Source organism: Pseudomonas sp. NFACC46-3 (genome assembly GCF_900114515.1).
Classification (GTDB): Bacteria; Pseudomonadota; Gammaproteobacteria; order Pseudomonadales; family Pseudomonadaceae; genus Aquipseudomonas; species Aquipseudomonas fluorescens_Q.
Genome location: NZ_FOTH01000043.1, coordinates 1 through 13,699, shown reverse-complemented (window position 1 = coordinate 13,699; position 13,699 = coordinate 1). Strand labels below are relative to the sequence as shown.

Here is a 13,699-nt window from a genome sequence, read left to right as displayed (position 1 = left end):
TTCTTTGGTTTTTCGCCCGCTCACACTGCGGGCTTTTTTTGCGCGGCGTATTTACAGCCTGGAATTGTCATCCCGGATGATGAAGACCGTGTCGGCAATGCCTGGACGGATTTCAGTACCGCCTTTGAGCCAGATGATTTTGTTGGCAGCGTGGGCGTCCCTGACGACTTTCGCCGCGGCTTCGCCGAGCTGGTTTTCCAGGAGGACGCCGGCTGTATTGGGGTCCAGGTACGTTGGCAGGGAAATCTTTGGGATCCTGGTGCGATGCAGGCTCATGAAAAATACATGGTCATGCTCGGCGCGTTGGAATACCAATGCCGGGAAACTATTGTAGGAGCTTGGCTCCATGACCGTGTAGCCGTTGCGGGTCAGAAGGGCGGCCATAAAGCGTTTGAACTCCACGGGTGTGTACGTCGACTGGAAAGAAAGCCACTGTCGCTGGAACCGCATGGGATCAAAATCCAGCCGCTCCAGCGTCCCCGTCGAAAATGGGGCGGGCAGGGTTATCGAGCGGGCAGCCCCTCTGGAGGAGGCCGTGGTCGCAAGCGTTGGCAGCATCAAGAGCGGATCGGACCATTGCGGATGCGGCGCGAGGTTGGCGTTTTTCCAGCCGTTGAAAATCTGGCGCAGGGCGGTCAAGCCCGCGGCATCGGCGAACGGTCCGTTATTGGCGAGTTCGAATTGCTTTCTTGCGATGTTTTCCAAGGTGACTGTCGTGACTTCTGGAAAACAATCCCTGACGTAAGCCGTCAGTGGTTTTTCAAAGGGAAGCCGGGCGTCAATTTCCCACTGGTTATCCGGTGGGATTTGCATTGCGCCTCGGGGCTGCTCGTCAGGCGTATGCCGGAGGGTGGCTTCCAACAGGTCAAAATCATAGGTGGGATGAGTGGGCGGCTGAACGTAGGCGATCGGATGTTCTCGCGCGTCGCTGCGTGTCACCACCTTGTAGTGGACGTTGTCCAGGGTGATGAACTCGGACACCATGAATCTTGGGTCGATCCCCCAGTTCTTACTGAATACCGGGGCGCTTTGCCCAGGTGCTTCGCTCTGTGAGGTCGTCGCACGCTGACGCTTAGGCGCGGTCACTGGCGACGCCTCATCATCCGATAGCCTATGGGGCGTGGAAGCCAGATCGGAATCATCGTCGTGCATCGCCTCTCGGTGCGGAATCTGACGCCATAGGTGGCTGCCTTCCACTTGCTCCAGGCGTGGTCCGGAGGCGACGAGTTCGATGCCTGACCGGGCCCTGTAGTTCTGTTCGGAATCGCGTCCAAGCAGCACCGTTCCACCTTCTGAAAGCTCGACGTAAGTGCGTGTCCTGAACGTCCGGATCCCAGACGTTGCGTCCGGCTCCGATAACATGGGCACCAGCTCGGGTGAAAGGTAGTAATCGTCCAGCGATACCGAGGCAGGGGCTTCACGGATGGTGGCCGGTGATGCCATTTCGGATATCTGAATGGTCGAGAGCAAAGATTCAGGCGTTTCAATCGAGTGCTCGGTTGGCGAGACGGATGGTGGATCGATTCCCTCTCCCCTCACTGGGTTTGCGAGCGTTGTTTCCGCTGTCGTATCGCGGCTGGAGTGAGGTGTATCGGGGGGCGACTTTGGCGGCTTGGGCCGGGTGTTTTGTCTTGGACTCATTGAAAATGCCTGTTCTTGAGTTTGAAAAATAGTGTTGATTCATGCGGCCATGAAGCGAGCGGCCTGTCGCATAGCGGGCAGGCCCAGGGCTTGAGAATGTTCGTGGAAAACCAACAGGCAGATGCGGTACATATGTATGGCGTCTGGAAAAAACTTCGAAAAGATGCCTGAAGCCTATATCTGTTCGGGAGAGGGCTCAGCCAATGAGAGGAGCCAGCCCATTTGCGAAAGCCTGATGCCGAAGACCGCGCTCAGGGCTAGCGCCCGGGCAAACATCACCGAGTGTGCCAATGTGACGCTCTCCATCAATTCCACGCACTTGCCACGCAACGAACGCAGGGCTTCATCCCCCATGGGTGGGGTCTGGCTGAGGCCATCGCGGGCCAGGTCCTGATAGATCTGGAGGGCGTGTTCACACAGGTCTGTTTTTTTCAGGTCCGCCGTCTCAATGACTCGGGACTTATCGGTGTCGAGGATCCATTGGCGGGTTTTGAGGTTATAGCTCAAGTTGCCGGGAGACCCATCCTTGACAGCAATGTGAAGGACCTTCAGTTCTTCGGATGCCAGGCTGGACAGTTCGCTGGGCAACACTGCGCTGGGATCGGCGAGTGGGACAAAGTACCGGCCATCGAGCGCTTCTACATAAACTCGCTCGAACAGACTGTCGACAGCATGGACAACGCCTCGTGCGGTGATGACGCGTATCTGGTCGACAAGGTCTCCAGCTTCATGGACTGGAAGATGAATGATTGCTGTGCCGATCCGCAGCAGGTTGGAAGAAAACGTGATCTCAACTGGCCCGAGGTGCCGGGCGTCGAGTTCCCATAGCGAGGCCCGGGGGAGTCGGGGGTTGGCGCCGGCCAGCGCGCCCGGCGTGGACAGGCGTAGCGTCATGTCCGGGCTCAAGTGAACAAGGTAGGTGGCGCCTTCGCCAATCAGGACTTCGATGCCTGTCTGTTCGGTAGGGGATGTGAGCAGGGCGCAGGCTGCCCAACTGCGCATGTAGTGGGGATGCTTGTCCAAGGGCTGTAGGTAGGCGTAGTGCTTTCTCGTCGGTGTGAGTGCCCGTGGCGCTTCTGTTTTCCACTCGACCGGCTCTTTACCGATGAATGTTTTGTCCAGCAACAGATCATAGTCAGGCGAGGGTTGGACCAGACGGTAGGATGAGCCGTCGTTCATGACCAGAATGAACGTGTGATGCGAACCCAAGGCGGAAAATGCACGCCGCCCTGTCTGCGGGTTTTGCGCGCTATAACGTTCATCGGAACTTGCCAGGTTCTTCAAGACGACTCGGCGAACGCCAAAGTGTAATGTCAGGCCACATTCGCCGTATTTCACGGTATCCCCTTCGGCTTCCTGAGTGGCGTGGGCGCTGTAATGGGCTTCGATACGGGTCAGTTCAGCGTCGCTATAGTCCAAATGGAGGGTGGTGGAGAATTTGCTTTTTTGCTTGACCTTGAGCCGGGTGAGTTCATTGATGCGCGAAACATAAAAACTCGTGTCTTTGTCATGGGCGATCTGCTGCTCGCTTCGTCCATTGAGAATGGCCGGGTTTCGTGGTGTTCCTGCCTGCACCACGATGGCTTCAATGTCCAGCGGACCGCGGTGCTCGATCGTGTCAGGCAGGTCGGGTACCAAATGGTAGCCATCCTGGGTGATGAACGTCAGCCTATTGTTTTGTAGGGGGCTTGGATAATCGGTGTCTTCATAGACGTTCCTGATGATGACTTTTCGAAGCGCCCAGTCGTTGGCATCGAAGCAGGACGTCAGAACCAAATGACCTTCTTCTATCCGCCAGCTTTCAATCAGGTCCGCTCTCCAGTCCAGAGCGATGACGCTGTTGCCTACGCCATCTTCGCTGATGGAGACACAACCGGGTTTATGCGCGATGGCATAGACGTCATCGCCAGGTCCACCGTCTGCGTTACGGTTGTTTCCATTCAGGAGAAAAATCCGGTCATTTCCCGCGCCGGCCTCGATTGAGTCATTGCCGCGGGATTTAATAATGTTCGGGCCGGCGCTACCCTTGATGACGTTGGCACCGCCCTCGGGGATTTCGACATTTTCAATGCCTTCAAGGCGCGCATGGGGAGTGTGTTCGCTCTCTGTTTGATGACTGGCTTGAGTGATGACGGATACGTGCCCGGCCTCCAGGTCGACCTGATAGCCCAGGCGCGGCTCCTGACTATTGCGGGTGCGACCTGATAAGATGAGCGTATCGTTGCCCAGGCCTCCCACCAGGGTATTCGTTGTTTGTCCTCCACTGAGAGACTCTGCCGAGCCCTCGAAGATGAAAACGTCATCTTTCACGCCGCCGGTCAGTTTTTTAACGCCCGCCCCGTAATGGAAGACATTTGGCTGGTTTTCAACGCCTAGAACCGTGTCGTCGCCACCGCCGATATACCAATGGATGCCTTTATCTTCCGCCGACGTTTCAATGACTGCGCCGGGCGTCTGAGCAGTAACGCCACTTCGCGCGTCGATCCAGTCGTCGCTGTCCTTGATCCTGGGACGTACTGTGGTCGCCTGGTATTGTTCTCCCGTCCACCAATTCCAAGTGGTGTAGGTCACCGGTTCGAGTTCTACGGTGAATGCTCCGTTTACGATCGCCTCAGTGCTGTCTTTCAACGGGCCCTTGAGCAAGTACAAGGCATTGGCCCGCAGCCGCTTGGTATGTTCGGCGGTCGCCTTGGCGAGGGTGTAGCGATCCTGGATGTCTTTATCAGGGCTGATTGCCCAGAAAGCGAGCCAACCGGTGCGCAGGCGCTCGTGCGCGGTGAGTTCGATATAGTCGTCGATTTCATCGACTTGACGAATCGCGCCCCAGATTTGTGATCCCACCACCAGGATAAGCCCTGCGGCAAGGCCCACGGGTCCGGCTGAACTGAAGCCTGCCAGTGCGGCGATGCCGAGGGTCAAGCTCATGGCCGCACTGGTGACGCTCAAGGCGGCGCTGACGTAGTGGTCGGTGGCTTCCTTGCCGGTGGCGCGGGCGGCGGCCTTGAAAGAGTCGACAGCGGCGATGATATCGAAAGGCAGTGTCAGTACGCTGGCGATCAAGCTGCTTCCACGGGCGAGCCTTATGGCGAAGCCTGTTTTGGCGAAATCCCTGAGGGCGCTCTGGCCGGCCTTGATCATCTGAGTGGCTTGTCGGGTCACCGCTGCCTCGACACCGATCGAGGCCATCTCGGCCGCCACGCCGGCCCCGTTGAAGACCGTCTGGTAAGCGTCCTTGTTCTGGATGGCGTCCTGCAGGCCTCGCAGACCGCTGTAGATGCCGAAGGCCTGGAGGCCAAGGCCCGTTGGGATGAGGAGGTTGCTCTTCGCTTGGCTCACCCAACTCATGGTTTGCGAGAGCGCATGGAGGTTGAGTCTCTGGGCGGCGTTCAAAAGCTTTTCAAGCGTGCTTCGATACCCGGTTGGTTCAGCCTGTGTATCAGGATTTTCTTTCAACAAGGGGCGCGCCGTGGGCGAACGTTGACTCGCTATTTCGAAAAGCAAAGTGGGTAACCGATAGTCGTCCACATCGCTGGTGATCGTCATACGCGTTTCGATGTCAACGGCGCTGAACTGCAGCGAGTTCAAGAAAAAGCGATTGGGGGTGCGGAAAAAAGTATTGTCCCCTGTCAGCGGTTGTCCATCGGTCGTGGCGCCCAACGCATCCAGGGCTGAACGGGTCACCTTCACGGTGCCGATAGAGAGCGGGCCATAAAGTTTATCCACGACGTCGAGTTGGGCCTGCCGATGCTTGTGTTCGGTGCTGAGCGGCGTCTCATCGGCCACCCTGAAGTCGAGTGTTTCGGCGGTGTGCTCATTGGCATGAAAGCCCAGGTCCGTAATGACTACGGCGTGCTCGTCAGAAACAGGGGAGGGATAGAAAACCTTGGTCATTGTGAACGTCCTTGTTCAACGATGATGTGAATGGCCCTCTATCTAAGGTGTTTTCCTGAAGGGTGTACATCGATTGGTTGTTGCGGTGTTTTGCGAAAGCCTGACATGAAAAACGACGGGTTCAGTGGCTGGACAGTAAAGAGGCTGCGCCCGCGCCGCCAAATAATCCTGCGCTGATGCGGTTGAACCAGCTCTGGCCTTTCCCCGTACGCAAATACCGCGCCGCGCCGTGGGCGCCGAGACCGTAGGCCAGCTTGCACAGCAGGTCGAGCACGGTCCAGGTGGCGATCATGATCAACAGTTGCGGCAGGAACGCTTGCTCGGCGCTCAAGAATTGCGGCAGGAACGCGGCGAAGAACAGGATGTCCTTCGGGTTGCTGGCGCCCAGCACGAACGCCCGGCCGAAGAGGGCGCCAAAGCGTGGGACGGCTGCGGCCTGGGGCACTTCGGCGCCTTGGGCGGGTTGGCGCGACTGCTGCCAGCTCTGCCAGGCTAGATAAAAAAGGTACAGCGCACCAACGATCTTCAGGGCACTGAACAGTTGCTCCGAGGCCATCAACAACGCACCGAGCCCCAACGCCGATGCGCTCAACAGGCAGATCGAGGCGATTACGCCGCCGAGGAACGCCGGGTACGAGCGGCGCAGGCCGTAGTTCAGGCTATTGCCGATCATCAACAGCGACAGAGGGCCGGGGATGAGGATCACCACCAAGGCGGCGCCGCTGAACAACAGCCAGGTTTCCAGATTCATTGCGTGGGTCCTCAGGTGCAAAAGCCTCATCCAAGGGATGAGGCGGGTGGCTAGGTGTATCGCTTACAAGAAGATGAACTTGGCGATGAAGATCGCGCAGAGCACCCACAGGCTGACGGAGATTTCCTTGTGTTTACCGGTGCCGGCCTTGAGCACCACATAGGTGATGAAACCCAGGGCGATACCGTCGGCGACCGAGAACGTCAGGGGCATCATGATGGCCGTGACGATGGCCGGGATACTGTCGGTCGCCTCGTCCCATTCGATATGGGCCATGCCGCCCATCATCAGCATGGCGACGTAGATCAACGCGCCGGCCGTGGCGTAGGCCGGGATCATCCCGGCCAGCGGTGCGAAGAACATGGCGGCAATAAATAGCACACCGACGGTCACGGCGGTAAGCCCCGTCCGGCCACCCGCCGCTACACCGGCGGCGCTTTCCACGTAGCTGGTCACCGGCGGCACGCCAACCATGGCGCCGAATACACTGGAGGCGCTGTCGGCTTTCAAGGCGCGGGACAGGTTCTCGATCTTGCCGTCGGCTTTCACCAGGCCGGCGCGCTGGGCAACGCCCATCAGGGTGCCGGCGGTGTCGAACATGTGCACGAACAGGAAGGCCAGCACCACGCTGATCATGCTGACGTTGAACACACCGGCTACGTCCATCGCCATCCAGGTGGGAGCCAGGCTCGGTGGTGTCGACATGACGCCGTTGTACTGCACCAATCCCAGGCCCCAACCGGCCAGGGTCACCGCGATGATGCTGATCAGGATCGCGCCGAACACGCGGTGATAACTGAGCACGGCGATCATCAGGAAGCACACCGCGGCCAACAATGGACCGGGCTCACGCAACGAGCCGAGCTTGATCAGGGTCGCGGGGCTGTCGACGATGATCCCGGCGGTTTTCAGGCCGATCAGTCCGAGGAACAAGCCGACCCCCGCGCCCATGGCGAACCGCAGGCTCACTGGAATGCTGTTGAGCAGCCACTCGCGCACCCGTGACAGGGTCAGGATCATGAACAGCACACCGGAAATGAACACCGCGCCCAACGCGGTTTCCCAGTTGTAGCCCATGGTCCCGACCACGGTGTAGGTGAAGAACGCGTTCAAACCCATGCCTGGCGCCAGGCCCACCGGCCAGTTGGCGTACAGTCCCATCAGCAGGCAACCCAGGGCCGCGGCGATGCAGGTGGCGACGAAGGCGGCGCCGTGATCGATGCCGGCGTCGGCCATGATGTTGGGGTTGACGAAGATGATGTAGGCCATGGTGATGAAGGTCGTCAGGCCGGCAATCAGCTCGGTCTTCACCGTGGTGCCATGCAAGCTGAGTTTGAAGATGCGCTCCAGCCAGCCACTGCGTAGCGGCGGCGAGAGGTCCAGCGTCCGGGCTTCGGGTTTGCGGCTTTCCACAGCGAGTACTCCTCAAGAGTCTTATTGTTATTTCCAGCACCGCATACGCCCTGGGGGTGGTTGCGATGCGCTGAGGCAGGTAAGGCTGGCGAAGTATGTTGACCTGTTGGTCAGGAACTCGCACGAAGCGAATTATGCTTTTGTATACAAATAATGCAAATAATGTTTTCTATGTTGTCGACGAAATGTCGGGCGATAGGGATATATCGCCGTTGCGGGCACTATCGCGAGCACGCTTTGCTCCCACAGCGAGCGTCCGCTGAGACCCTCCGTGGGAGCAAGGCTTGCCCGCGATGGCGATAGACCGGGCAATACACAGCTTGCGGAGGAAACTCAGTCGACAGCCACCTGTCCCTTCCCCAGTGCCAGGTTTACCGCCAACCAGCCATTCACCGCCGCCTCCCCAGCCTCGGTAAACACCCGCTCCAGCAATTTCACCTGCTCACGCCGCAACGCCTGTTCGAACCGCTCGCCCTCGGCCGTCAGTTCCAGCAGCCGTTTACGCTTGTCGGTCTCGGACGCGACGCTGTTCACCAGGTGCATTTCCATCAGCTGCCGCAACGGCATGTTCAGCGCTTGCTTGCTCACGCCAAGAACCGCCAGCAACTCCTTCACGCTCAGGGACGGGTAGCGGGCGATGAAAAAAACGATGCGCTGGTGCACCCGGCTCAACCCGCGGCGCTCGAGCATTTCATCGGCCTTGGCGGTGAACGCCTGGTAACCGAAGAAGAACGCTTCCATGGCCATTTGTTGGGATGTTGGGTTTTTAAGGTCAAGCATATTGACGTATCCACACGGGTCGGCGTAATTTCGGTCAACCAGTTTGACTCATTCCTCCCGTGCCCCGCTACAGGTGACCCCATGGCTTTTTCCGAACGTGTCTCGCGCCTCAAAAGTTCTTTGATTCGAGAAATCCTCGCGGCGGCGCAGCGCCCTGAAGTGATGTCGTTCGCCGGCGGCCTGCCGGCCGAAGCCATGCTGCCGAAAGTGGAATGGGCGGCCATGCCCTTGTCCATGGGCCAGTACGGCATGAGCGAAGGCGAACCCGCCCTGCGCGAAGCCCTGGCGGCCCAGGCGCGGGCGCTGGGTGTGGCCTGTGAGGCGAGTCAGGTGCTGGTGGTCAGCGGCTCCCAGCAAACCCTTGACCTGGCGGCCAAGCTGCACATCGACGTTGGGACTGAAGTGATGTTGGAAGCGCCCACTTACCTGGCGGCGTTGCAGATTTTCCAGCTGTTTGGCGCCGATTGCATCACGGTGCCCCTGGAAGCCGACGGTCCGGACCTGAAAGCGTTACGGGCTCGGCTGGAGCGGCATCGGCCGGCGTTCATCTACCTGATTCCGACCTTCCAGAACCCCTCGGCGGTGCGCTACAGCGAGACCAAGCGCGATGCCGTGGCGGCGCTGCTGGATGAGTTTGGCGTGACCCTGATCGAAGACGAACCTTATCGCGAGCTGACCTTCGACGGCGGCAGCGCCACGCCGATTGTCAGTCGCTTGCGCAAGGCCAGTTGGATCTACACCGGCACGGTGTCGAAAACCCTGTTGCCCGGGCTACGGGTGGGCTATTTGATTGCCAGCCCGGATCTGTTCCCGCATCTGCTGCGACTCAAGCAGTCAGCGGACCTGCACACCAATCGCATCGGCCAATGGCAGGCGTTGCAATGGATCGGCACCGAGCGGTACCGTCGCCATTTGAGTGAGCTGAGGGATTTTTACCGGGACCGCCGCGATCGGTTCCAGGCCGCGCTGGAGAAGCATTTCACCGACCTCGCGGACTGGAACGTGCCCGAGGGCGGGCTGTTCTTCTGGCTGACCCTCAAGCAACCGCTGGACACCCGCACCTTGCTCGCCGCCGCACTGGCTGCCGACGTGGCGTTCATGCCGGGGGAGCCCTTTTTCCCCGAGCCGGACCAGCACCCGGGGCACTTGCGTTTGAATTTCAGCCACATCGACCCGGCGCGGCTGGATGAAGGGCTCAAGCGCTTGGCGGGGGTGGTGCGGGAGGCGTTGGCGGCAAAAGCGGCTTGATATCAGGATTCTGCGGTGGCTGTCCGGGCCCCATCGCGAGCAAGCTCACGATGGGGCCAGTCGTCACGGTGGAAAATGGTCAGGCTGCCGAGAACCGCTTGTCCAGATACTCAATGATCACCTTGGACTCATACATCCAGGTGGTCTCGCCATTTTCTTCAATCCGCAGGCACGGCACCTTGATCCGGCCGCCTTGTTCCAGCAGTGTCTGGCGATCCTGCGCGTTGTTTTTCGCATCGCGCAGGGCCACCGGTACGTTGAGGCGGCGCAGGGTGCGGCGGGTTTTCACGCAGAACGGGCAGGCGTGGAACTGATACAGCGTCAGGCTGCGAGCGGCCTGCTCGACCTGCGCCTGGGCCTCGGCTGGGCGCTTTTTCTTGCCCGGGCGGGTGATGAAGTCGATGAAGATGATGAGCTGGCCCAAGCCAACCCGAAGCGCTTTGACGATCACGGTATTAAGCCTCGCGGCAGGGAAGAAGAGGGCGCGCAGCTTACCTGATTTTTCACAGGCGAAAAAAAACCGGCGATCAATGCCGGTTTTCTTCATGCGGCGGATTACTTGATGAGGCTGAGGAATTCGCTGCGAGTGGCGGCGTTTTCCCGGAACTCGCCGAGCATCACCGAGGTGATCATCGAGGAATTCTGCTTTTCCACACCGCGCATCATCATGCACATGTGCTTGGCCTCGATCACCACCGCCACGCCCAAGGCACCGGTCACTTGCTGGACCGCGTCGGCGATCTGGCGGCTGAGGTTTTCCTGGATCTGCAGGCGACGGGCATACATGTCGACGATGCGAGCGACCTTCGACAGCCCCAGCACCTTGCCGCTCGGGATGTAGGCCACGTGAGCCTTGCCGATGAAAGGCAGCAGGTGGTGCTCGCACAACGAGTACAACTCGATGTCCTTGACCAGCACCATCTCGCTGTTGTCGGAGCTGAACAAGGCACCGTTGGTGACTTCTTCAAGGGTCTGTTCATAACCGCGGCAGAGGTACTGCATGGCCTTGGCAGCACGCTTGGGCGTGTCGAGCAGGCCCTCGCGGGAAACGTCCTCGCCCAATTGGCCGAGGATCGCGGAATAATTCTGTTCCAGAGACATGAAACTACCTGTGGGATTTTACGCAAAGGGCAAGGGTACGGTGGCGGACACGGCGCTGCAAGCTCGGCAATCGAGGGCTATTCGTCGCGACCTTCCATCATGGTGCGCTTGAGCATCACGTACACCGCTCCGGCGCCGCCGTGTTTTGCCTGGCAGGAGGTGAAGCCCAGCACTTGCGGGTGCTGGCGCAGCCAGGTGTTGACGTGGCTCTTGATCATCGGCCGCTTACCGTCCAGGCGCACGGCTTTGCCATGGGTGACGCGCACGCAGCGGATTTCGAATTTCGTGGCTTCGGCCAGGAACGCCCAAAGAGCTTCCCGGGCCTTTTCCACGGTCATGCCGTGCAGGTCGAGGCTGCCTTCGAAGGGGATCTGGCCGACCTTCAGCTTGCGCATCTGGCTTTCCTGGACACCGTCGCGTGCCCACATCAACTCGTCTTCCGGCCCGACGTCGATCACGAACTGATCAGACAAGCCATCCACGGTCGTGGCGTCGGTGCGCACGGTAGCGGCCTGGCGCAGCTTGGCGATTTGTGCGCGGTCGGCCTTGGGCTTGCCGGTCTCGGCGCGGTCGTGCTTGATCGGTTTTACGCCCTGGATCGCACTTTTGAACAGGGAAAAGTCGTCGTCTTGCATGTCAGCCTCCGCGAAGCCGACCAGTTTACCCAACTCTGGCGGGATCAGGCGCGACAAAACGTCGGATGGCGGGTCAGTCGTGCTTTTTCATCAGGTGCGGAGCCATGGCCAGCTCCAGGGATTGGCGGGCGCGACGGCGGCAGCGGCGCCAGAGCCAGACGCCCAGCAACAACACGAAAAGACCGATCGCCAGGATGATCGCCGAACCCAGTGGGGTGGCATTCAATTCGCCCAGAGCGGGCGGGCGGCCCAGCAGGCTGGCCGCACCGGCCATGGCCAGCAACACACCGAGTGTTGCCAGTAGCGCGGCGATTGCCGCGCCAAAACGAAACCGCCAGTTGCTCGGGCCCTTGGGCCGCAAGCGACGTGCGTCAAAACCATCGGATAACTTCATTCCGACCTTCCTCAATGGGTATCGGCCCTTCGACCGGAAGATGTTCGGGTTGTTCCTGAAGGTAGGGCAATTGCGGCAAATGCGAGGCTTTTGCGGATGAGCGGCGAAAGTGGCCGCTCATCAAGGCGAATCAGATGAAGTCACGGGTCAACGCCAGGGTGGCGAAGTTGTCCGCCATGATCGCCATTTCGGTCTGCTGAACGTGTTCGGCGCTGAGGACGCCGCCCTTGTACGGCAGGTCGCGAGTGGCGCAGGCGTCTTCCACCAGGGTACAGCGAAAGCCCAGGTTCTTGGCGGCGCGCACGGTGGTGCTGACGCTGGAGTGGCTCATGAACCCGCACACGATCAGGTCCAGGGGGCCGAAGTCTTCCAGGCGCTTTTTCAACTCGGTGCCGTGGAAGGCGCTGGGCAGTAGCTTTTCGATCACGGTTTCGTCGGCCTGGGGTTCGAGGCCGGGAATGAACTCCCCGCGCTCGCCTTGTGGATCGAACAGCCCGCCATGGGTGCCCAGGTGGCGCACATGCACGATTGGCCGACCGGCTGCACGGGCCGCGCCGAGCAATTGCTTGATGTTCGCGACGGCTGCATCCATGCCGCTCAGGGCCAGGGGGCCGGCGAGGTATTCTTTCTGGGCATCGATGATGATCAGGGTCGCTTGACTCAGATTGGCCGCTGCATAACCACGGCCGCTGAGTTGAAACATCGTTTTTGGAACGGACATTCTGGGGCTCCTTCGAGTGGGGCTTTTGCGACATTGTCCTCTGGCTGAGCGGTTCTGTGAATCGCTTCCATCGCAAGGGCCGCCGTTGCTGGCCTACAGCCTTGTCAAGATGCTCATCTTGTTCAATAGGCTGATCAAAAAACGGATAATTCCTACGATTGGTCCGGGGTTTTTCGTTCGTCATCGGGGCGTGTTTGGGTGGGGTCGCGTTTGACTGGTAGACTCGCCCGTCGATTTTTCTGGAGTTTGCCGCCGTGATCACTTCTCGTCTCCGTACCCTGCGCGACCATATCCGTTGGGCCGTCAGCCGTTTCCATGGGGAGGATCTGTTTTTCGGCCATGGCACCGACAATGCGTGGGATGAAGCCCGGCAACTGGTGTTGGGCGCATTGCACCTGCCATGGGAAATTGCCGACAGCTACCTGGACTGCCGTCTTGAAGACGAAGAATTGGTTCATGTGCAGCGCCTGCTGCGCCGGCGTATCACAGAGCGTGTGCCAACCGCCTATTTGTTGGGTGAGGCCTGGTTCTGCGGGATGTCGTTCATCGTCGACGAGCGCGTGCTCATTCCGCGCTCGCCCATCGGCGAACTGATCGAAAAGCATTTCGAGCCGTGGCTGGGCCAGGAACCGGCACGAATTCTTGATCTGTGCACCGGTTCCGGCTGCATCGGCATTGCCTGTGCCTATGAGTTCCCGGAGGCCGAGGTGGTGCTGGCCGACCTGTCGTTCGAAGCGCTGGAAGTGGCCAACCAGAACATCGAGCGCCATGGCGTCGACGAGCGCGTGTTCACGGTCCAGGGCGATGGCTTCGACGGTCTGCCGGGGCAACGTTTCGACTTGATCGTGTCGAACCCGCCTTACGTCGATGCGGAAGATTTCGCCGACATGCCGCAGGAGTACCAGCACGAACCGGAGCTGGGCCTGGCCTGTGGCGATGATGGCTTGAACCTGGTTCGCCGGATGCTGGCCGAGGCGGCCGATCATCTGACCGAGAAGGGATTATTGATTGTCGAGGTGGGCAACAGCCAGGTGCACGTCGAGGCGTTGTACCCGGAAGTCGATTTCGCCTGGCTCGACTTCGAACGCGGTGGTCATGGCGTGTTCATGCTCAGCGCCGAGCAG

General features: G+C 59.8%; 12 protein-coding genes. 2 read left to right on the top strand and 10 right to left on the bottom strand.

The features are described 5' to 3' along the window. Positions 1 to 51: 51 nt before the first annotated feature. The 5 genes from BM300_RS27055 to BM300_RS27035 form a co-directional block, all read right to left on the bottom strand. A complete protein-coding gene (locus BM300_RS27055; protein WP_139232392.1) occupies positions 52 to 1,641 on the bottom strand; it encodes a hypothetical protein in 1,590 nt (529 codons plus the stop codon). Between the two features lie 174 nt (positions 1,642 to 1,815). Continuing rightward, positions 1,816 to 5,532: a calcium-binding protein gene (locus BM300_RS27050; RefSeq protein ID WP_177344951.1), complete on the bottom strand. Its 3,717-nt coding sequence runs from the start codon at positions 5,530 to 5,532 to the stop codon at positions 1,816 to 1,818. A gap of 121 nt (positions 5,533 to 5,653) precedes the next feature. Next, positions 5,654 to 6,283: a LysE family translocator gene (locus BM300_RS27045; RefSeq protein ID WP_092349555.1), complete on the bottom strand. Its 630-nt coding sequence runs from the start codon at positions 6,281 to 6,283 to the stop codon at positions 5,654 to 5,656. Between the two features lie 63 nt (positions 6,284 to 6,346). Further along, positions 6,347 to 7,696 carry an NCS2 family permease gene (locus BM300_RS27040; RefSeq protein ID WP_063324817.1) on the bottom strand — a complete coding sequence of 450 codons (1,350 nt, stop codon included), beginning with the start codon at positions 7,694 to 7,696 and terminating at the stop codon, positions 6,347 to 6,349. 333 nt (positions 7,697 to 8,029) lie between these two features. Beyond that, a complete protein-coding gene (locus tag BM300_RS27035) occupies positions 8,030 to 8,476 on the bottom strand; it encodes a MarR family winged helix-turn-helix transcriptional regulator (protein ID WP_092147764.1) in 447 nt (148 codons plus the stop codon). Positions 8,477 to 8,557: 81 nt separating this feature from the next. Between BM300_RS27035 and BM300_RS27030 the strand changes: the two genes are divergently transcribed. Continuing rightward, a complete protein-coding gene (locus BM300_RS27030) occupies positions 8,558 to 9,724 on the top strand; it encodes an aminotransferase-like domain-containing protein (protein ID WP_092464493.1) in 1,167 nt (388 codons plus the stop codon). A 79-nt stretch (positions 9,725 to 9,803) separates the two neighbouring features. Here the strand turns inward: BM300_RS27030 and BM300_RS27025 are convergent, their stop codons facing one another. From BM300_RS27025 to BM300_RS27005, 5 genes are all read right to left on the bottom strand, one after another. After that, the gene (locus BM300_RS27025) at positions 9,804 to 10,175 is read right to left on the bottom strand and encodes a glutathione S-transferase N-terminal domain-containing protein (RefSeq protein ID WP_092147896.1); all 372 of its coding nucleotides are present in this window, start codon (positions 10,173 to 10,175) and stop codon (positions 9,804 to 9,806) included. 104 nt (positions 10,176 to 10,279) lie between these two features. Continuing rightward, positions 10,280 to 10,825 (bottom strand): GTP cyclohydrolase I FolE, encoded by a 546-nt coding sequence (gene folE, locus BM300_RS27020; RefSeq protein ID WP_072348971.1) that lies wholly within the window; start codon positions 10,823 to 10,825, stop codon positions 10,280 to 10,282. A 77-nt stretch (positions 10,826 to 10,902) separates the two neighbouring features. Beyond that, entirely contained in the window at positions 10,903 to 11,460 is a 558-nt protein-coding gene (locus tag BM300_RS27015; RefSeq protein ID WP_092349561.1) for a Smr/MutS family protein, read from the bottom strand. Between the two features lie 73 nt (positions 11,461 to 11,533). Further along, positions 11,534 to 11,854 (bottom strand): hypothetical protein, encoded by a 321-nt coding sequence (locus tag BM300_RS27010; protein WP_063324821.1) that lies wholly within the window; start codon positions 11,852 to 11,854, stop codon positions 11,534 to 11,536. A 130-nt stretch (positions 11,855 to 11,984) separates the two neighbouring features. Beyond that, positions 11,985 to 12,575: a cysteine hydrolase family protein gene (locus BM300_RS27005; RefSeq protein WP_003204493.1), complete on the bottom strand. Its 591-nt coding sequence runs from the start codon at positions 12,573 to 12,575 to the stop codon at positions 11,985 to 11,987. A gap of 254 nt (positions 12,576 to 12,829) precedes the next feature. Between BM300_RS27005 and prmB the strand changes: the two genes are divergently transcribed. Beyond that, positions 12,830 to 13,699 (top strand): 50S ribosomal protein L3 N(5)-glutamine methyltransferase (gene prmB, locus BM300_RS27000; protein ID WP_092464491.1); only part of this gene is annotated, 870 nt, incomplete at its 3' end.